22 protein-coding genes are annotated in these 20,876 nt (G+C 31.8%); 8 read left to right on the top strand and 14 right to left on the bottom strand.

What is annotated here, in order from left to right:
- Positions 1–23: 23 nt before the first annotated feature.
- From ACE193_RS22265 to sdaAA, 3 genes are all read right to left on the bottom strand, one after another.
- Positions 24–641, bottom strand: coding sequence for a DUF4231 domain-containing protein (locus ACE193_RS22265; protein WP_375560394.1), 618 nt, complete (start codon positions 639–641; stop codon positions 24–26).
- A 132-nt stretch (positions 642–773) separates the two neighbouring features.
- Positions 774–1,349, bottom strand: a complete 576-nt coding sequence (locus ACE193_RS22260; RefSeq protein WP_375560393.1) for a DUF6702 family protein — start codon at positions 1,347–1,349, stop codon at positions 774–776.
- Positions 1,350–1,434: 85 nt separating this feature from the next.
- Complete coding sequence (sdaAA, locus tag ACE193_RS22255) at positions 1,435–2,343, bottom strand: L-serine ammonia-lyase, iron-sulfur-dependent, subunit alpha (protein WP_375560392.1); 909 nt, start codon at positions 2,341–2,343, stop codon at positions 1,435–1,437.
- 221 nt (positions 2,344–2,564) lie between these two features.
- Between sdaAA and ACE193_RS22250 the strand changes: the two genes are divergently transcribed.
- From ACE193_RS22250 to ACE193_RS22235, 4 genes are all read left to right on the top strand, one after another.
- Complete coding sequence (locus tag ACE193_RS22250) at positions 2,565–3,320, top strand: OmpA family protein (RefSeq protein ID WP_375560391.1); 756 nt, start codon at positions 2,565–2,567, stop codon at positions 3,318–3,320.
- A 141-nt stretch (positions 3,321–3,461) separates the two neighbouring features.
- Entirely contained in the window at positions 3,462–6,506 is a 3,045-nt protein-coding gene (gene polA / locus ACE193_RS22245) for a DNA polymerase I (RefSeq protein ID WP_375560390.1), read from the top strand.
- A gap of 113 nt (positions 6,507–6,619) precedes the next feature.
- The gene (locus tag ACE193_RS22240) at positions 6,620–7,915 is read left to right on the top strand and encodes an ATP/GTP-binding protein (protein WP_375560389.1); all 1,296 of its coding nucleotides are present in this window, start codon (positions 6,620–6,622) and stop codon (positions 7,913–7,915) included.
- Between the two features lie 38 nt (positions 7,916–7,953).
- On the top strand, positions 7,954–8,595 hold the full coding sequence (locus ACE193_RS22235) for an RloB family protein (protein ID WP_375560388.1): 642 nt from the start codon (positions 7,954–7,956) through the stop codon (positions 8,593–8,595).
- A gap of 29 nt (positions 8,596–8,624) precedes the next feature.
- Here ACE193_RS22235 and ACE193_RS22230 read toward each other — a convergent pair whose 3' ends face one another.
- Positions 8,625–9,128: a DUF4112 domain-containing protein gene (locus ACE193_RS22230; protein ID WP_375560387.1), complete on the bottom strand. Its 504-nt coding sequence runs from the start codon at positions 9,126–9,128 to the stop codon at positions 8,625–8,627.
- Between the two features lie 109 nt (positions 9,129–9,237).
- Here ACE193_RS22230 and ACE193_RS22225 point away from each other — a divergent pair, with 109 nt between their 5' ends.
- The 3 genes from ACE193_RS22225 to ACE193_RS22215 all read left to right on the top strand — a co-directional run bounded on the left by ACE193_RS22225 (position 9,238) and on the right by ACE193_RS22215 (position 11,114).
- Entirely contained in the window at positions 9,238–9,927 is a 690-nt protein-coding gene (locus ACE193_RS22225; protein ID WP_375560386.1) for a hypothetical protein, read from the top strand.
- An 80-nt stretch (positions 9,928–10,007) separates the two neighbouring features.
- The gene (locus ACE193_RS22220; protein WP_375560385.1) at positions 10,008–10,211 is read left to right on the top strand and encodes a hypothetical protein; all 204 of its coding nucleotides are present in this window, start codon (positions 10,008–10,010) and stop codon (positions 10,209–10,211) included.
- A complete protein-coding gene (locus tag ACE193_RS22215; RefSeq protein ID WP_375560384.1) occupies positions 10,212–11,114 on the top strand; it encodes a hypothetical protein in 903 nt (300 codons plus the stop codon).
- A 1-nt stretch (position 11,115) separates the two neighbouring features.
- On the opposite strand, the gene ACE193_RS22210 is transcribed toward ACE193_RS22215, so the two are convergent.
- The 5 genes from ACE193_RS22210 to ACE193_RS22190 form a co-directional block, all read right to left on the bottom strand.
- Positions 11,116–11,805 carry a VOC family protein gene (locus ACE193_RS22210; RefSeq protein WP_375560383.1) on the bottom strand — a complete coding sequence of 230 codons (690 nt, stop codon included), beginning with the start codon at positions 11,803–11,805 and terminating at the stop codon, positions 11,116–11,118.
- Positions 11,806–11,875: 70 nt separating this feature from the next.
- On the bottom strand, positions 11,876–12,718 hold the full coding sequence (locus tag ACE193_RS22205) for a patatin-like phospholipase family protein (protein ID WP_375560382.1): 843 nt from the start codon (positions 12,716–12,718) through the stop codon (positions 11,876–11,878).
- Between the two features lie 166 nt (positions 12,719–12,884).
- Positions 12,885–13,754, bottom strand: coding sequence for a universal stress protein (locus tag ACE193_RS22200; protein WP_375560381.1), 870 nt, complete (start codon positions 13,752–13,754; stop codon positions 12,885–12,887).
- A 345-nt stretch (positions 13,755–14,099) separates the two neighbouring features.
- Positions 14,100–14,276 carry a hypothetical protein gene (locus ACE193_RS22195; RefSeq protein ID WP_375560380.1) on the bottom strand — a complete coding sequence of 59 codons (177 nt, stop codon included), beginning with the start codon at positions 14,274–14,276 and terminating at the stop codon, positions 14,100–14,102.
- A 5-nt stretch (positions 14,277–14,281) separates the two neighbouring features.
- Positions 14,282–14,455, bottom strand: coding sequence for a hypothetical protein (locus tag ACE193_RS22190; protein WP_375560379.1), 174 nt, complete (start codon positions 14,453–14,455; stop codon positions 14,282–14,284).
- A 144-nt stretch (positions 14,456–14,599) separates the two neighbouring features.
- On the opposite strand from ACE193_RS22190, the gene ACE193_RS22185 reads away from it, so the two are divergent.
- Positions 14,600–15,682, top strand: coding sequence for a transposase (locus tag ACE193_RS22185; protein ID WP_375558860.1), 1,083 nt, complete (start codon positions 14,600–14,602; stop codon positions 15,680–15,682).
- Here ACE193_RS22185 and ACE193_RS22180 read toward each other — a convergent pair.
- The 5 genes from ACE193_RS22180 to rpsL form a co-directional block, all read right to left on the bottom strand.
- Positions 15,648–15,992 (bottom strand): hypothetical protein, encoded by a 345-nt coding sequence (locus tag ACE193_RS22180; RefSeq protein WP_375560378.1) that lies wholly within the window; start codon positions 15,990–15,992, stop codon positions 15,648–15,650. The genes ACE193_RS22185 and ACE193_RS22180 overlap by 35 nt on opposite strands.
- Positions 15,993–16,119: 127 nt before the next feature.
- Positions 16,120–16,425: a 30S ribosomal protein S10 gene (gene rpsJ, locus ACE193_RS22175; protein WP_338790525.1), complete on the bottom strand. Its 306-nt coding sequence runs from the start codon at positions 16,423–16,425 to the stop codon at positions 16,120–16,122.
- 297 nt (positions 16,426–16,722) lie between these two features.
- A complete protein-coding gene (gene fusA, locus ACE193_RS22170; RefSeq protein ID WP_375560377.1) occupies positions 16,723–18,873 on the bottom strand; it encodes an elongation factor G in 2,151 nt (716 codons plus the stop codon).
- A gap of 367 nt (positions 18,874–19,240) precedes the next feature.
- Entirely contained in the window at positions 19,241–19,723 is a 483-nt protein-coding gene (rpsG, locus tag ACE193_RS22165; RefSeq protein ID WP_375560376.1) for a 30S ribosomal protein S7, read from the bottom strand.
- Between the two features lie 172 nt (positions 19,724–19,895).
- Positions 19,896–20,303 carry a 30S ribosomal protein S12 gene (rpsL, locus tag ACE193_RS22160; RefSeq protein WP_338790521.1) on the bottom strand — a complete coding sequence of 136 codons (408 nt, stop codon included), beginning with the start codon at positions 20,301–20,303 and terminating at the stop codon, positions 19,896–19,898.
- Positions 20,304–20,876: the final 573 nt, after the last annotated feature.

The raw sequence follows: 20,876 nt of genomic DNA, 5'->3' as shown, positions 1-20,876 counted from the left end.
AAATAAAAGTAAATTACTAATTTTTAACTAATTAAAGATTGTTTGTCTTCTTTATGTGATATTTCGTTTTCTTGTTGTGGGACAGAATTTTTTGCTTGTTTGTCAGATTTTTTATCAATTTGTTTCCAACGCTGAGTTTCAGAATTAAGAATAGCCTCAATTTTTTCCACTAACAAAGGAAAAGCGTCAGCTTCATCATAAGGTTCGCTACGTGTCATGTACATGTAACGCTCATGACGCATCATTTCGCACGTTACACGATATTCTTTCCATAATTTATGGTGTTCATCCAATTCCAAAAAGCTATTCATGATTACCAAAGCAACACCAGCAAGAGCAGCAATGACTTGCAGATAAACTCCTAAATCATTCTCTTGTATAACTTTAAATGCTCCAAAAGTAATTACGACAGGAATGAGAGCAGCAATAACTGACTCGGTTCTCTTAATACGCTTGTATTTTGATTTATTTTCACTACTTTTTCTATCATACCACTCCATTTGAGCAACCAAACGTTCATTGATATATTCTTCATCACTCATAAGAGCCACCGTTCTTTCCTGTGGATTATGATTATAAGATTGCCCTGAAAATTTGGGTTTAGAAGTTGTTTCTTGAGTGGAAGAAGTTGCATTTTCCATAAATATAAAAATAGTTAGTTATGGTAAGTAGATCATTTTTTATTTTGACACTCAAAATATATTAAAAAATAGATTCAAAAACCAATTTACATTTCCAATTCCTTAATTTTTTTAAATTTTCAACCTATTTTTCTAAAATTGAATTCTTTGTGTACGTTCATCATTCGTAAAATTGAGAAATTCTTTTGTTTTTTCTTTGGTAAGATAAAGCATATTTCGTTGGTCATCAAACAAATCCATCAAAATCATATTCTTAATAAAAATAGATTCTTTTTCAATAGATGTTGATTTTTCTATACTTCCATATACCCAAATAACATCATCTTCAAACTCTAACCCAATATAATTTATTTCTTCTTTTTTAGAATTAACCTTTAAATCTACGCTTTTTTTGAGATAATTATAAATATATTTCTCGGCTTCTTTGTGTTGTGTTGTGGTAGAAATATTCGGTTTTGAGTTTTTAAATACTTCTGAATAATTCTTTCTTAAAGCATTTTCCAAATCATCTATAAAAATTTTGTGAGAGATTTGAATTTCGGTTTTTTCTCCTTTTGTCTTAAAATCCATTTCTGTAATGCTCAAATGCATGGCGTGTTTTGGAATGAATGAGAAAAGTAAAAAAGTTAGGAATAAAACTATATAATAATGTCGTTGGTAAGGACACCAACAACGGCTGTGTATCTTTGAATGCTGATTTTTTGACATATTTTTATTTAAAATTATAAAACTAAATTTGCTCTTAACTAAAAGAAAAAACTAATTTCCGTAATCCGTAATTCGTAATTTTTAATTAATTCTCTTCCTCTTCATCAGGTAACATTTCGATATCGTGAATCAAAACTCGTTTCGAAATTTGCTGACCAGTAGAAGTTGCTGCAAGCCCTCCTAGAGCCGTTTCTTTATATCTTGCTTCCATACTTTGACCAATTTCGCCCATCGCAGCGACACATTCATCGACAGGAATAACGGCATTTACATTAGCAAGCGAAATTTGAGCCGAAGAAAACGCAATCGCTGCTGCACTTGCATTTCTGACCACACAAGGTACTTCCACCAAGCCAGCCACAGGGTCGCAAACCAAACCCAACATACATTGAATCGTAATCGCCACAGCACCAAAAACTTGATTTATATCTCCTCCCAAACAATAAACCATCGCACCTGAAGCCATTGCAGCAGCACTTCCCGTTTCTGCTTGACAGCCACCAACAGCACCAGCCAAAGAAGCATTTTGTTCGATAATAAGCGCAATACCAGCAGCCACCAAAAGCCCTTCCAAAATTTTATGTTCTTCTATTCTGTGAATTTCCTGTAAAGTATAAAGCGTTCCAGGTAAAATCCCAGAAGCCCCTGCCGTTGGAGCAGCTACGATACGTCCCATACACGAATTGACCTCTTTTGCAGCCAACGAACGAGCTATCAAATGCTGAAATTCTAACGACAAAACAGGCGTAGGATAACGATAGACTTTCTTTGCTCCATTATTTATCATTCCAGAACGAGAAATCATTTCTTCTTTCAGACCTGTTTCGACAGCATCTTTCATTACTCCAAAAGCCTTGCTAAGATTTTCAAAAATTTGTGTTTCGGACTTTCCTCTAAGTTCGGTTTCATAATCTAAAACAGATTTATATAAAGGTTCGTTATTAGTTTCGCAATGGTTTTGCCAGTCTTTGAAAGAATCGAATAATAAGGACATAATTTTATTTTTTTTGTGGTGTGTTTTCTTGTTGAACCGTCAACGAGGCTTTGCCGTCGTTGAGGTCTTAAAAATTACCTCGTTGACGGCAAAGCCTCAACGACGGTTTGTTTAAGAATAAGCTAATTTACCAAAATTCTATCCATTCGTACAATAAAATGAAATTGGTTTTGATTTTTTATATTTGTAAAACAATTTTGCCTTTAATTTTTCTATCAAACATGAAAAAATATATTTTTACTTTTCTGTTTTTCTTTTGTAGCTTTTTGAGTTTTGCGACCAGTTTTGAGAGTATTAATTTTGATAAAGGTAAAGTAAAACCAAATACGGACGGTAAGGGAGTTCTCAAACGTTTATTACTTTGTCTTAAAAATGACCCACTAGCTGATTTTATTTTGGAGGGACATACAGATTCGTATGAGTGTAAAGATTCTATTTCAGCTATCAAATTAAGTAAAGAAAGATTGTATTTTTGTGTGAATTTTCTGATAAAAAATGGAATTGATAGTTGTAGATTAAAAACTTCTTTTCACGGAAAAGACCAACCTACTGTTCCCAATGATGTAGATGGAATTCCTAATGAACTAAATCAAGCAATAAACAGAAGAGTAAGAGTAATTCCTACTATGAGAGACCGTAAAATATTTGCTCAATCTGAAACCAACTCTTTAGATTCTCTAATTACCTTTGCCAAACAGTACAAAAGAAAATTTCCTGATAAACATATTGTTGTTTTTCCTTGTGGAGATGAAAAAATCAATATAAAAGACTATTTGGGGTATCATCTTCCACTAGCTATTTATACATCGATTAACACAAAAAACATAGAAGATACAGAACTCTTAGAAAAAGTGAAAGCACCAAAGAAATTATATAAATACGCTACTCACATTTTACTTGACGGAGTTTATGATTATGATTTTGAAAACTCTGATAATTTTGTTGTATTCGTTCTTGAATGGACATGTGAAGAATAATTAAAATCACTACCAAAACTAAAATTTAAAAGCTACTTTTGTAAAAAATGTAGTCTAGGAAAAGGCAAGCCATTTTCCCTACAAAATTGTAAATTTATTCAACTGGTTACTGATAACTGGTAACTGATAACTGACCCAAAAATGCTTTCAAATCCAGACGCTCCCAAAAAATTATTTCTTCTTGATGCAATGGCACTCATTTATAGAGCGCATTTTGCCTTTAGTAAAAATCCTAGAATGACTTCTACTGGTATTGATACAGGTGCAATTTTGGGTTTTACCAATTCTATTTGGGATGTTATTCAAAACGAAAAACCTACGCATATTGGCATCGCTTTCGATACTTCGAAGCCTACTTTTCGCCACGAGCGTTTTGAAGCCTATAAAGCACATAGAGAAAAACAGCCAGAAGCAATCACACTTTCGAAGCCCTTTATTAATCGTTTATTGGAAGGTCTGAATATTCCTATCTTGAAAATGGATGGTTTTGAAGCTGATGATATTGTCGGAACACTTGCTAAAAAAGCAGCGAGAGAAGGTTTTGAGGTGTATATGGTTACGATTGATAAAGATTACGCACAACTTGTTGAGGAAAAAATATTTTTCTATAAAGTCGCTTATGCTGGGCGCAATCCTGCTGCTATTTGGGGAGTAAAAGAAGTGTGTGAGCGTTGGGAATTGGATAATCCGATGCAACTGACAGATATTTTAGGACTTCAAGGAGATGCTTCTGACAACATTCCAGGGATTCCAGGGATTGGAGAAAAAACGGCTATCAAACTTCTCAAAAAATACAATAGCGTAGAGGGAATTATTGAAAATGTAAACGATTTAAAAGGAAAACAAAAAGAAAACGTCATTAATTTTGCCGAGCAAGGAATGTTATCAAAAGAATTAGCAACTATAAAAATTGATGTTCCGATAGAATTTGATGAAAAAGCATTAAAATACGATGCAAAAGATGGAACAGAAATAAATAAGGAAGTTTTGTCAGCCCTTTTTGATGAATTAGAATTTAGAACATTAAAACGAAAAATCTTAAACGAAGAAACACCAAAATCATATTCTCCAAAGACAAGCGCAAAAGTAGGTTCTTCATCACTTAGTAAAACCATAAGTGAAAACAAAAAAACAGCGACTGACCAAATGGATTTGTTTGGAAGTCCGAAAAATAATGAGCAATCTGCCCAAAAAATTACTAAAAAATCAAATATTACTCCAGAGGAAGCAAAAGCAGCTTTAGAACAATTACCATTTGTTTTTACAGAAAAAGAACTTGAAAAATTAGAAGGAATAACGAATGATACAAATTCAGTTTCTCAAAATGATGAAAAAGAACAAGCACCAACAGAACAACTAAGCACAGTTTTTACTACAAAGCACGATTATCATTTAATTGATACCAAAGAAAAAAGAGAACATTTGATCGATTTTCTTTTACTTCAAGATGAAATTTCTGTCGATACAGAAACAGATAATTTAGATGTCATGGAGGCTAATATTGTTGGTTTTTCGGTGGCTTATAAAGAATTTGAAGCCTTTTATATTCCTGTTTTGGGAAATGAAGAAGAGCGAAAAAGTATTTTGAATGAGTTTAAAAGCGTTTTAGAAAATCCAAAAATCACAAAAATTGGACAAAATATAAAGTACGATTATCAAATTTTTTATAAATATGGAATTGAGCTAAAAGGACAATTTTTTGATACAATGTTAGCGCATTATGTCTTAGAGCCAGAACTTCGTCATAATATGGATTATTTGGCACAAACTATCCTCAACTACAAAACTATTTCTTATGATGAGATTGTAGGGACAGGCAAAAAAGCCAAAACGATGGCAGAATTTGAGCCAAAAGAAATTCTGAATTATGCAGCCGAAGATGCAGATATTACACTTAGACTGAAAGAAAAACTACATTTTGAATTAGAAAAAGAAGAAAATAAAGGATTGAAAAGCGTTTTTTATGATATAGAAATTCCATTGATTTCAGTACTAGCAAAAATTGAAATGAACGGAATGAACATCGATACAGAAGCCTTAGCTGAATTTTCGTTAGAGCTAGGAAAAGAAGTCGAAATTGTAGAAAAAGAAATTTATCAGATAGCAGGAGAGCAGTTTAATATTGCTTCACCGAAACAGTTAGGAGAAATTTTATTTGATGAGAAAAAATTAGACCTAACACCAAAACCAAAACTGACAGCAAAAAGCAAACAGTACAAAACTGACGAGAGTATTTTGGTAAAACTGGCTGATAAATATCCGATTGCTGCCAAAATTGTAGATTATCGCCAACTTCAAAAGCTAAAATCTACTTACGTAGATGCTTTGCCTTTGCTTCTTTCTCCTAAAGATAATAAAATTCATACTTCATTTAATCAAGCCGTTACTTCGACAGGAAGGCTGAGTTCGACAAATCCAAACCTTCAAAATATTCCAATCCGAACCGAAAGAGGACGAGAAGTAAGAAAAGCATTTGTTCCTTCTAATGAAAATCATGTTCTCTTGGCAGTAGATTATTCTCAAATCGAACTTCGTTTAATGGCATCTTTTGCACAAGACCCAACAATGATTGAGGCGTTTAAAAATCAAAGAGATATTCATACAGCCACAGCAGCAAAGATTTTTAAAGTAGAAACAGAGGACGTAACTCCAGAAATGCGTCGTTCTGCAAAGACGGCAAACTTCGGAATTATTTATGGCGTTTCGGCAATGGGATTAGGTCAGCGTTTGAATATCAAAACAACAGAAGCCAAAAAACTAATTGATTCTTATTTTGAAGAATTTTCTTCTATCAAAAATTATATGGATAAGGTGGTCAATGAAGCCAGAGATAATGAATCTGCACAAACACTTTTGGGAAGAAAAAGACCTTTGCGTGATATAAATTCAAGAAACCAAACACAGCGAGGTTTTGCCGAACGTAATGCTGTAAATATGCCAATACAAGGAACTGCTGCCGATATTATAAAACTGGCAATGGTAAAAGTACAAGAATATTTGGAAGAAAATAATCTAAAAACAACAATGATTTTGCAGGTTCATGATGAACTGGTTTTTGATGTTCCTAAATCCGAACTGGAAACTGTAAAGCCAAAAATTATGGAAATAATGAGTAAGACTTATCAAATTGATGTTCCTTTAGATGTAGAAGCTGGGATTGGTCAGAGTTGGTTAGAGGCGCATTAGAATAAAGTTAGAAGTCAGATTTTAGAAGTTAGAAGTAAATACAACTAAATACCAAAATTTCAATTTTTGTGTTTATATTTGCAGGTAACTGGTAAAATTTAATCAAAAAATCTATGATAATCAATTTTTCTGTTCAAAACTTTGGAGCAATAAAAGACAAGGTAACACTTTCTTTTGAGGCTGATTCTTCTGAGGAATTAGAAGACTATTATATTATCGAACCAAAAAAAGGATTGCGACTTCTCAAACTTGGGCTTATTTATGGTGCAAATGCTTCTGGAAAAACAACTATTTTGAAAGCCTTAGATTTTCTTAGAAAATTAGTTTTAAATCCTTTAGAAAAGAAAACCCAAGAATTAGATTTTACGCCTTTTTTGTTTCAAGAAAAAATAGGAAATACTTTTTTTGAGTTAGAATTTTTCCATCAAGAAAAAAAGTATTTGTATGAAATTGAACTCAATAAAAAAGCCATCGTAAAGGAAAAACTCTATTTCTATAATCCGAATAAGGCATTAGTTTTTGAAAGAAGTACAGACGAAAAAAAGCAATTTACTTCTATAAAATTTGGCTCAAAAATAAAAATTAGTAAAGAATATAAAACAGTTTTAGAAGCAAATACACTTTGGAATAATACTGTTTTTGGTGGATTTTCTAAGACTAATTTTGAGTCTTTGGAATTGCAGAGTGTTTTGGATTGGTTTACATCTATTTTAAGTCCTATTGTTTCTCCAGATGTGAATTTCATTCCATATATTTTAGAAAGTTTAGAAAAAGGAATTATTGATAAAAAAGCAATAATACAAAACATTACTAAAGCAGATTTCAAAATTATAGATTTTATTGAAGAAACTAGAAGAACACCTTTGAGTTTTAAAAAACTTATGATATTGGGTCAGAGTAATGACCCAATGAGAGAGGAAAACTTAGAAGATGATATACAAGCAACTGAAACTAAGCGATTACTCTTTTTCAAACACAAAATAGATGGCAAAGAATACTTGATTAATTATTTTGATGAATCTTTAGGAACACAGAGGTTTTATGGCTTTAGTGGATTGTTAGCTATAATGATGAAGTATAAAATTATTTTCCCAATAGATGAAATAGAATCTTCTCTACACTCTGATTTACTCCGTCATTTTTTACTTACTTTTTTGGTCAATACAAAAAATGCTCAACTGATTGCCACTACGCATCATCGTGAGCTTTTGATGGAAAAAGATATTTTGAGAAATGATGCGATTTGGTTTACAGAAAAAAAGGAAAATGGAAGTACAGATTTATATTCTTTAGCTGATTTTGATAGTTCGGTTATTCGAAATACGAGTTCGGTTTATAATGCCTACAAAATCGGAAAGCTCGGTGCTTTGCCTAATTTAGATGACTATTATATTGATACAGAAAACTAAAATTTTATATTTCAATCTCAATCAAAAATAGCTCTACAATGGCACGAAAAAGCAACAAAAGAGAATTCAAAAAGGGAAAAGGTAAAAAAGTGTGGGCAATTATTGTCGATGGAGATACAGAAATTTGGTATTTTCAAATGCTAAAACATCATGAAAAAAATCTTTCCATAAACATAAAACCAGACCTTCCAAAAAAGAAAAAACTACAAGAACAATTTGAAAGTGTTTGTCAGAATGCAAAAGATTACGATAAAGTTTTTTGGGTAATAGATTTTGATACAATCTTGAAAGAAGACAAACAAACCAAGAAAGGCGAAACTTCAGTTGTTGAAGCATTCAAAAAATATAGAAAGCAGCTTCACGAAGACTATGAAAATGTAACTGTTTTGGTAAATAATCCCTGCTTAGAATTTTGGTTTTTATTGCATTTTGAAGAAACAAGTAAACAGTTTTCAGAATGTGAAAGCGTAGAAAAGCTACTCAAAAAATATATTCCAAATTATCAGAAAACACAGAAGTTTTTCAAAAAATCAAATCAAGATATTTATAAAATCTTAAAGTCTGACCAAGAGAAAGCAATTCAAAACGCTCAAAAACTAGGTGTTTGGAATGAAGAAAATCTCAAAGCAGCTAAATGTGAAATGTATATTTTATTAGAATTACTAGAAATAGTAAAATAAATAGTAAATTTTGTGTTCAATTATGGATTCTACAAATTTCCTAGTAAACTACTCAAAACTAACCAAGTCGCATAAATACTTCCTCCTACAAATCCTGCTAAAAGCACTAAAAACCCTATTGCAGCAACCCAAACAACATATTTACTAGCCTCTGTATTTTTTCCAGAAGAATAATAGTCTTTCAAAATATCTACATTTCGTCTATTGGATTTGAAAGCAGCATCAAGAAAATCTCCCAAAAAAGGAAATAGCCCAACCAAATAATCAAAGGTAATATTTCCCAAAATCTTAATCAAAACAGAAAAACTTACACCGTGCCGAACAATCGCCAAAACCATAGAAGCCGAAATAGCAAAACCCACAAAATCACCCACCACAGGCACAAGTCCGATAAGAGGGTCAAGTCCAAAACGAAAATTTGTAGCAGGAATCTTGAAAATATCATCCAAGGCTGTAGAAGTTTTATCAATCCAAGCTAATTCTTTTGGAAGTTCTTTCTTAATTTCTTTAGTAAGTTCGGTTTGTTTTTTCATAAGTTTAGAATAAAATTATTTTTATAATTTGAATATATTTGTGTTGTATCTGTAAGTTATGGCAGTTCTGAGTTTTAAAAATATAAAGCTACCAAAATCATTTCATTAAATGTACATTCACAAAATAGATTCCACTTTAGAAACACATCAAAACTTCTTAGCACAAAATAGAAAAGACCCAATTACAGGAGATTCTATTTCGGAAGGCGATGAAGTTGTTTTTTGTGCAGGTTGTAAATCTGTTTTTTTCAAAGATACGTGGGAATATTTGGGAAATCAGCATTGTCAGCAAAGCAAAACATTAAAAACTCTTCCTTCTACATCCATTCATATACGAGTAGGAGAAGATATTTTGTATTATCAATTTATAGAAAAAGACAATGAAACTGGAGTTTTAGAAATAAGAAAAGATTATAAAAACTGGCTTTATAAAGAAGCAAATACAGGAAGGTTTCGTAATTTATTTTATGGAAAAAAGAAAAATTTATATCAATTCGGAATTGGTCTTGGATTATTTCTACTTCTTATTCCCTTAAATTTACTTATTGCAAATGAGGTTTTTATTATTTTTTCTATTGCACTTTTAGTAGGTCTTTTTCCAATTCTCAATTTTTTTCATCAAGAAAATTACGAAACAAAAATAAACACTAAATACAGCGAAATATCTAGTAAAGCATTCATCATCAAACCTCAAGGAATTGCTATCAGTGAGCCTTATGGAATTAGAGAAAATTTCTTACCCAACAAACATATAAAAGCAATTACACTTTCAAAACTAAACTTTTTTCTAAAGAACTGATTTTTGAATATGAAGATAATGAAGAATTAGTCATTCCTATTTCAAATGATAGAAGTAAGACGTTAAAATTATTGAAGGCTTTGGCACAACTTAGTACAAATTTGCCTTTCCCTGTCACATTATACATAGATAATGCGTTAGAAATAGATGAGGCAAAAAAGTTAGTAATCGATAAAGAAGCAAAATTTACAATAGAAAAAAGACAAGATTATCTAATGGAAAAATACAAAAAGCTAAAAGCCTACAAAAATAAATTAAAAGCACTAACAAAATCATTTCATTAAATGCACACTCACAAAATAGATTCCACTTTAGAAACACATCAAAATTTCTTAGCTCAAAATCGAAAAGACCCAATTACAGGCGATGCTATTTTAGAAGGCGATGAAGTTGTTTTTTGTGCAGGTTGTAAATCTGTTTTTTTCAAAGATACGTGGGAATATTTGGGAAAGCAGCATTGTGAGCAGTATGAAACATTAGCTAAATTTCCTGTTCAGAAGACAATACGACTGAAAGTAGAAGACTCTATTTTATTTTATACTTCACTTCCAAAATCAGGTAAATCACAGACACGTATTCCAAATAAAGCAAAGGAAACACCGTGGATTCAGACCTCTCAAGAGGTTTCTCCTTATCAACATATTTTTCATAATCCTCTTATGAAAGCTGGTCAATATATTTTTTTAGCTATTTATATGTTTATGGTTTTTTCCATGAAAACCGTTCTTTACCCCTTATTTTTTATCATTCCTCTTATTTTTCAAGGTAGTATTTGGTTACATGATTGGTATTACGGAGGAAAATTAGAATCTACCTATCAACATTTTGCGAATAATACATTTTATATTACCAAAAAATCCATTGGTTTTGCTACTAAATATGGAATTGAAGAATTTGTATTGCCTGCACAAGATATAGAAGGTATCGTTTTTCATGAGAAAAACAATCTATTTGCAGACAGTTATTGTAAAATCCATTACAAAAGAAATGAAATAAGCCAAACCATAAAATTTAAAATTGATAGTGGAATATTTCAGAATGGAACAATTCTTTTTTCGGCTCTAAATGCGTTATCGACAAATCATAACACTCCAATATATATAGAAAGCAAAAAGGAAAACACTCTTTATCATGTTCAAAAAGTGATAGCTAATGGTAATTCTAACATTCGTATTTTTAATCTATAAATTAAATATCTTTCCTATCAAAAACATTCATTTTCTCTTTTTTGAATTGCATCGCATATAAATAATTCCCAACTTCAAAAATTCCATAAAAAGGAGAAGGTTCTAATCTAGTAGTTGTTGGAAACCATTCTTTTTTGATTTCATAATTAGGCAATAGAAATAGTCCTTCTTGTGTTCCATTTGTACCAAAACGCTCGTAATCTCCTTTCCAAAACTTTGAATTTAATTCTTTTTCTAATGATTGATTCAATTCTTTTATATTTTTGGTAGGCATTCCAATTTCATTGAGACAAATAATTTGAGATAAATCAAAATCTTTCTTGCCTGTTTCATTCTTTAGGTCATGACGCACAATAAACTCTGCAATATTTCCAGCACCATCATAGAAATAAACAGAATCAGCATTCCAACTTTCAAAATTTTGAATGACTCTTTCATCTTCAATTTTTATAATATCCAATCTACTACTTAGCCATTTTATAGCTGCTTCTAATTGATTAGATGGAATCAGAAAACAATAATGATAGATATATTTTTGCTCACTAGCTTCGAAAGTAACTTTAGTAAAGCCTACTTGAAACGTAAAATTTCTAATACTATTCCTCATTATTTCAAGACCAAGCGTTTTTTTATAAAAATAAAGTTGCTCGGTTAGTTTGTTTGTAAATAGTGTGATTTCTCTGATTTTCATAATTTATTGATGTGTTATGGACAGGTTTTTTAAATGGCAAACAAAGATAATAATTAACAAATTTCAAGCATTAACTTTGCATTTCAAATTTATTTAATAAAATTATTGTAGAATCATAACCTATTTGAAAGGCTTTATCAATATCCATACTCGAAAACTTTACGGTAGCAATTTCTTGAGGTTCGATATACAAATCACAGTTTGGAATATCTTTTTCTACAAAAAAAACGCCCACAGCTTGAAAATACCTTTCTATAACCGAACGAGTAGAAGTAGGAATAAAATTATCTGCAAGAGGATTCGAATGAATTCCAATTATAAAATAGTCTGAGAAATAATCTGATTCTTTTTGAACTTCTTGATTTTCAGAGTTTATATTTTTTTGATAAAATGGTTTTACAGGGAGATTTTCCAAAAGTCCACTATCTACAAAATCATACATTCCAATTCTGATAGGTGAAAAAATAGCAGGAACAGCCATTGAAGCAAGTAAAGGAGAAATCAAATCTCCACTTTCAAAACGCTCTATTTTGGCAGTCTGCAAACAAAAAGCTGAAATAATAAGAGGAAAATGTAGTTCTTCAAATGTTTTTGGAAGGTAGTTTGAAAATAAAGTCTTTAGTTTTTGAATGGAAATAATACCATTTTCACTCCACGTAGGTCTAAACCATTTTTTCCAACTTTCAGATTGAAAAATTTTTGTTGTTTCATCAGTCGAATAACCTGCTGCCCACATTGCGCCAATAATTCCTCCCATACTTACTCCACTTATTTTTTGAGGTTGGATTCCTTTTTCTTCCAATGCTTTCCAAATTCCTAGATGCACTAGCGCACGTCCACCACCACCTGAAAGAACAATTCCGATAGGTTTTTGAGTTGGATTGAATGATTTTTTTGATTGATTTTCTGACATTTTATAAAAATTGAAATTGATTTATAATCGAATACTTAAAATATTCGGTACATTTTCACATCCTAAAAGATACGCTACATTTTACATAAAAAATGCTTTACCTTTTTGAGATAAAGCATTTTTTAGACTAAAATGTTATTTTATTCATTCTATCAATTTCTTCTATTTAGCCTTGACGGAAAACAAAAACAGGGATTTCAGAATGATTGGCTACATTTTCGGCAATACTTCCCATCATAAATCTAGAGAAACCTTTTCTTCCATGTGTGCCTAACAAAATCATATCAGCTTTTTTTTCTTCTGCAAAAGTCAAGATTCCTTCTTCTTCTGTATAATAATTATAAATATTCATTGTAAAATCTTCTTTCTCCATGTTTAGGTCTTTTGCAAACTCTCGCATTCTTTTTTGAGTAGTCGGAGTGGCTTCAAAAGTACTTGGTGTAACGATATTCAAAAGGTGCATGGTACTTCCATAAAGCGTTTTGAAAAGTGGAAATAATCTAGCTGCTTCTCCACCCATTTCTGAAAAATCAGAGGCAAAAACGATATTTCTAGGGTTAAAGTTTCCTTCATCATCTTTAATTACCAAAACAGGACAGCTTGCATTTCTGACTACCTTTTGAGTATTTGAGCCGATAAAAACTTCGCCCAAACCAGAAGCTCCACTAGAACCCATTACAATCAAATCTACGTCTGTACCTTCCACCACACTATAAATCTGACGATGCACTCTATCAAAAACTACCTTTTCTACAAACGTAATTTTTGGATATTTTTCTCTTGCTTCACGAAGTTTTCTTTTTGTTTCCTTCATTGTAAATAAAATAGCAGGAATATCATCCTTTCCACTATTTTCATGATTTCCAAAAGTATCTAAAGCTAGTTGATATTCTGGGCGTTGTGTTTCGGGAACATCAATGATATGTAAAAGTGTAATTTTTGAATCAAACTGATTAGCTACATCAGCAGCAGCTTCTAAAGCAGCATACGAACGAGGAGAAAAATCAATAGGAACGAGAATGTTTTTGAATGACATAGTAATTTGGGTTTGAGTGAGTTGTATAAACTTTGAAAATCTAAGATAATAAAATATCTGATTGCTTACTTTCTATAACGTAAAATTACTACTTTAGATACGCAAATTTATATGATTCTTACTTTGTCTTTTTATGATTTTTGTTAGGTTTTGGGGGAAATTTATGTCGCTTGTGGGGATACAAGCAAGGGCAGAAGTATCGTTGAGGTAAATTAATATTTACCCTGTTTTTTTTCAACTAAGTAACTAGGCAAAATTATTTATAGGTTAATGAAATCTGTCTGACACCTCAAAGGTGTCTTGACAGTTTAAATTTCCATTTTCTAATTCTTTTTTAGATATGTTTTATTTTGCTCTGTTACTTATCATAGTAGAAAAATTATAAAAATCTTCTTTGTTTACAGTATAATATTCATATTCCATTTCTAAGTAGCCAACAAAGGCTAAAAATAAATCTACAAACAGGAATGAAAAAATGACAAGGATGTTTTTTAGTGTAAGTAATTTGAGTAAATTTTTCATTGTCATTATATATTTGTTGAGTTTAGATATTCATAACAAACTATATCTTCTAATTTATGATTGATTTCTATTCCAATAGATTTTGCTATTGAAATAACTATTTCTTGTTCGTCAGACTTTTGTAAACTTTGTTCTTCAAAAGGTAAAGGTTCTCCAATGTTATGTGCGACTTTTCTCACTCCTGTAAATATACTATCTTCAAAAACATATTTGCGTCTAAGTTTTCCATCTTGAAAATAAGTAAAGTCAAAAGGTTCTTTATGATTTTAGTTGCAAATGTTTAAATTAGCATTTATTTTCTCTTTATTACAAATATCATTTTTATGGATAGTGTAATTGTTTTTGATGAATTATTACATATTGTCGCTCCTTTTCATATTCGTCAAATTGATAAAGATGAATTAGCCAAAAAGGTTCATGTTTATGTTGAAGTTTGTTCTACTTACCGTCCTTCTGCTTTTGAAGACTGGCGTATTCATAGCTATAAAGATAGAGAGTGGGAGCATTTAAATATTTTTGAATATCGCTGTTTTATTCATTGTAAACTACCTATTTATCAAAACAAAATTACTAAAGAAACTTCTCAACTTAAAGTAGATTTTTCTAGAGAGTTTTCTCGTTTTACTCTACTTTATGAGCAAAAAGTAATGGATTTACTAAAAATATATCATTGTTTTCAAAAAGTAGCTAAACAACTAGGTATTTATACACAGCGAGTGGAACACATTTATCACTATTATACGCAAGACTTAAATGAAAATCCACCTCTAGGAGCAGTTAGAAAAATAGGAGCAGATGAAACTTCTACTAAAAAAGGACATGATTATATCACTTCTTTTATAGATATGGAAACTTCAAAAATAATTGCAATAGAAGATGGGAAATCAGGGGCTACTTTTGAGCAATTAGCTCTACACCATCCTAATCCTAATACAGTAAAGGAGATTTCTATTGATATGTCTCCTGCTTTCATTAGTGCAGCCAATGAATATTTTCCAAATGCAGCTCTTACTTTTGATAAATGGCATGTAATTAAGTTATTATACAAACACTTAGAAAAGTTAAAGAAAACACCAATTTATGATAGTCTAGTACTTAGTATGGAAAAACTTGAAAGTTTTTACGAGAACAAATCAATAGAAGAAGCCAAAGCACAATTACTGTTTATGGCTGATTTTGCAGAAGAAATAAAACCCAAAAATCCATTCACAAAGACAATATATCGTCATTTTGAAGGTATTATAAATTACTTTTCTTCTAAACTAACAAATGGTATTTTAGAGGGAATTAATTCAACTATACAGGTAATTAAAAGAGTAGCTAGAGGATTTAGATACACTCATAATTTCAAGAAAATGATACGATTTATTTTTAGTGATAAAGTGTATTTGCAACCGAATTCATAAAGAACCAGTCAAAAGAATTATCACAATCTCCCACAGAACAATAAAAAATATCATATTCTTTACCTAATTTATCAACGCTGTTTTTAAAAGGTGTTGAATGCCATAAGTCATATAACCAATTATCCATTATATGAATCCAGTTTGTACTTCTTGTTATATACAACGACTTTTCTCTGTCCTCTAATGAATCAATAATTTTGAATGTGTTTAAACCTAAAAGTTGAAGAACTTGCTTATCTGATAAATGATTTACTCCTTTTATAAAAATAAGAAATGGACTATCAAAACAGTTTGTGTACTTGTCTATCATTTTTATAATCAATTTAGAGAAACAAAAAAAGCATTTCCCAACCAAACCTAAATTTAGTAAGAAAATGCTTTTTATTATAATTTTATACCGTTGTTTGTGTCCTCACAAACGACACTATTTTCAAAAATTACACTTTAATCTCTACATCAACACCAGAAGCTAATTCTAATTTCATCAAAGCATCAACCGTTTTAGGGCTGCTTGAATGAATATCGATAAGGCGTTTGTAAGTACAAAGTTGGAACTGCTCACGAGCTTTCTTGTTTACGTGAGGAGAACGAAGTACAGTAAATTTTTCTTTCTTAGTAGGCAATGGAATTGGTCCACTAACAACTGCACCTGTATTTTTGACAGCCTTAACAATTTTTTCAGCCGACTTATCAACCAAATTGTGGTCGTAAGATTTAAGTTTGATTCTAATTTTTTGTGACATCCTCGTGTTGAGTTTAATCGTTTTTATTTTGAAAGACTTGTATAAAAATAAAATTATTTTTCATTATTCAAATACTCAATCAATTACGGATTAAAAATTACGCTTGTAATAATGTGTATCAACTACACAGAACTTTAATTCGTAATTCATAATCTTTAATCCGTAATTATAATAAGTATCTAAACCAAATCTTTACTTGGAATTTATATATTTAATAGTTTTATGAATTAGGGAATTAAATTTTATCAATATGAATATTCATTTTGTAATTTTTAATACGTAATTCATAATTCACATTTAGGCAGTTTTCATACCTTTAACATCTTCGATAACTTTTTCTGCGATATTGTTCGGTACTTCTGCATAGTGAGCAAAAGTAAGTGAAGCAGCACCACGACCAGAAGTGATTGTACGAAGTGAAGTAACATAACCAAACAATTCCGACAATGGAACGTCTGCTTTGATTACAACGCCAGTACCTTTCATTTGCTGACCTTTAGGCATACCACGACGACGGTTAAGGTCACCGATTACAGAACCAGTAAATTCTTCAGGACAAACAACTTCTACGTCCATGATTGGCTCAAGAATTTTTGCACCTGCTTGCTTACCAGCAGTTTTGTAACCCATTTTGGCAGCCATTTCAAAAGAAATAGCATCTGAATCCACACTGTGGAATGAACCAAAGAATACACGTACACGCATACCCACAACTGGGAAGCCTGCAAGTACACCATTTTTCATTGCTTCCTCAAATCCTTTCTTGATTGCAGGAACGAATTCTTTAGGAATTACACCACCTTTAATCTCATCAACGAATTCAAGAACACCTTCTTTTTGGTTTTCTGGATCTTCTGCTGGTCCGATTTCAAACTGAACATCAGCAAATTTACCTTTACCACCTGATTGCTTTTTATAGACTTCTCTATGTTCAACATTTTTAGTAAATGCTTCTTTATAAGCAACCTGTGGCGCACCTTGGTTTACTTCTACTTTAAACTCACGCTTCATTCTATCCATGATAATTTCAAGGTGAAGCTCGCCCATTCCTCTGATGATAGTTTGACCTGTTTCTTCGTCTGTATTTACACGAAGAGTAGGATCTTCCTCAACAAGTTTGGTAATAGCTAAAGAAAGTTTGTCTTGGTCTGCTTGTTTCTTAGGCTCAATAGCATATCCAATTACTGGCTCTGGGAATGTAAGTTCTTCCAAAACTAATGGATTTTTTTCTGATGTAAGTGTATCCCCAGTTTTGATTTCTTTGAAACCAACACCAGCACAAATATCACCAGCACCTACTCTATCAATAGGGTTTTGTTTGTTAGAGTGCATTTGCATCAAACGAGAAATACGCTCTTTTTTACCTGTACGGTTATTTAAGATGTAAGAACCTGCGTCCAAAGCACCTGCATAAACACGCATAAAACAAAGACGACCTACAAAAGGGTCAGTAGCAATCTTAAACGCAAGGGCAGTAAAAGGCTCATCTTCATTTGGCTGACGAACTTCTTCTTTTCCTGTATCAGGATTTGTACCAGTAACTGGTGGCAAATCAAGAGGAGAAGGAAGATATGCACACGCTGCATCAAGAACAGCCTGAACACCTTTATTTTTAAACGCACTACCACAGAATACTGGGAAGATTGTCATTGCCATTACAGCTTTACGAACTGCTCTACGGATTTCGTCAGGAGTAATTGAATCTGGATCTTCATCATATTTCATGAACAAATCCTCATCCATTACAGCTACTTCTTCCAAAAGATTGTTGCGATATTCTTCAACATCAGCTTTCATATCTTCAGGAATATCAATAGTGTGGAAAGACATACCTTGTGTTTCGTCTTCCCAAACGATAGCACGTTTTTCGATCAAATCTACTACACCTACAAATTTGTCTTCTGCTCCAATTGGAATTTGAAGAGGAACTGCATTTGCACCTAAAGTAGCTTTAATGTCTTTTATAGCATTATAAAAATCTGCACCTGCTCTGTCCATTTTGTTTACAAAACAGATACGAGGAACGCCATATTTATCTGCTTGTCTCCAAACAGTTTCTGATTGAGGCTCAACACCTGAAACTGCACAGAAAAGAGCAACTGCACCATCCAAAACTCTAAGAGAACGTTCTACCTCTACGGTAAAATCAACGTGACCAGGAGTATCGATGATGTTAATTTGAAATGAATTTGTTTTGCCATCAATATCCAAACTTTTATCATCAGTAGGATATTTCCAGCTAGTTGTTGTAGCTGCTGACGTGATTGTGATGCCACGTTCTTGCTCTTGCTCCATCCAGTCCATAGTCGCAGCTCCATCATGTACCTCACCAATTTTGTGGCTGATACCTGTATAATAGAGAATACGCTCTGTTGTGGTTGTTTTTCCAGCATCAATGTGAGCCATGATGCCAATATTTCGACGGAATTGTAGGTCTTTTTTAGACATTGTAACTAAATGTATAATGAGATAGAAAACTTCTATTTATTAGTAGTGTTGCTATATCAAGTGAGAATAAATAAGTCTATTTTAATAAGTTTCACAAAAGTACGAAATTTATTTCAAATATCATTACTTTCTGAGCTTGATGTAGTTGATTAACAAATGGTTATAATAAAATTACGAATTAGTTAATTACGAATTACAAATTAAAAGGCAATACAGAATAATCTCATCTGATTGCATAAAAAACTGAATAACAGCTAATGTATTTAATTTGTAACTTTTAATTCCTAATTCGTAATTACTCAACCAGTTGTGAATGGCATTAATTCCATTTTATTAAATAAACGACAGTTTGAAACTGTCACTTAATTTAGAAACGGAAGTGAGAGAATGCTTTATTTGCATCTGCCATACGGTGCGTATCGTCTTTACGTTTAACAGCAGCACCTTCACCTTTTGCAGCAGCCATAAATTCGGCAGCCAAACGGTCAGTCATGTTGCGTTCGTTACGACGACGAGAGAAATTAATAAGCCATTTCATACCTAGAGCCATTTTACGCTCTGGACGAACTTCTGTCGGTACTTGGAATGTTGCTCCACCTACACGACGACTTTTAACTTCAACACCTGGTGTTACATTAGTCAATGCTTTTTTGAAAACTTCTAATCCGTTTACAGATGGATCTTCTTTTTTCATTTTTTCTTCTATACGGTCTAATGCACCGTAAAAAATATCATAAGCTAAACTCTTCTTTCCAGAGTACATTAAGTTATTTACAAACTTAGTTACTACTGTATCGCCAAATTTTGGGTCAGGAAGAATATCTCGCTTTTTTGGTTTATGCTTTCTCATGAGTTATCTCAAGGTTTTTTATAAAGTTTTAAAAAAGGAAACAATCAGAAAAAATAGTGATAAATGATTAGTTATAAGTGATGAAATTGCAATTAATGTAATTCTTAACTTTTAGCTTTTCATTTTATTTAATTGTCTGACACTTTGAAGCGTCTGACAATTTTAAATCAACTTATTTTTTCTTTTTAGTTGGCTCTGGTGCTGCACCTGGTTTAGGGCGTTTTGCACCATATTTAGAGCGTGATTGCTTACGACCTTGAACTCCAGAGGTATCCAAAGCACCACGAACGATATGATAACGAACACCTGGTAAATCTTTTACACGACCACCACGGACGAGTACGATTGAGTGTTCTTGAAGATTGTGTCCTTCGCCTGGGATGTATGCAATAACTTCGATACCATTAGACAAACGAACTTTAGAAACTTTACGCATTGCTGAGTTTGGTTTCTTTGGTGTAGTCGTATAAACACGAGTACAAACACCACGCTTTTGAGGACAAGAGTCCAAAGCAGGTGATTTCGATTTTTTAATGATTTCTTTGCGTCCCTTGCGAACTAATTGTTGAATAGTAGGCATTTCTTGAAACTGTTTAGACCACTTAAATACTGTTCTTCTCTAAAAGTCTATTGGAACAAAACTGAAACTCTGCCAGTCTGTTCTTCAAACACTCCTAAGCCTAGTATTATCTATATTTATAAAAAATATGAAGTATATCGTAGGTGAGGAATTTAAGCAGCGTGCTAGAATAAATTTAAAATAAGTTTAGCAACGTCTGAAAAAGGTATTTCTTAGTTTTTGAGAAATAAATTTGATACAATTCTTTCCTCATTTACATCAAAATACGGATTTTTTCAGAACTGCAAAGGTAAGAGTATTTTTATTGATTTGCAAACTGTTTGAGGAGAATAAATTATTCTTTAATTTCTGGTTTCTCTATTCTATCAATGTCTATTTCCATTTTTTCTATTTCTTGTTTCATTATTTCGAAAAAAATTGATTGTTCTTTCAATTCGTTATGTTTTTTTATAAAAGATTCCTTTTCATTTTTTATAAGATATTCTATAACTATGCTAGTACAATAGTTGAAAATATTGCTCAATTTAACTAGACCCTGTTCATTTACTATAAAATTATATATTTTCTTTTCAA

Origin of the sequence: Bernardetia aquimarina (genome assembly GCF_042180575.1) — a bacterium.
In the GTDB taxonomy this organism is placed as follows: Bacteria; Bacteroidota; Bacteroidia; order Cytophagales; family Bernardetiaceae; genus Bernardetia.
This window is presented reverse-complemented; position numbering and strand designations above follow the sequence as displayed.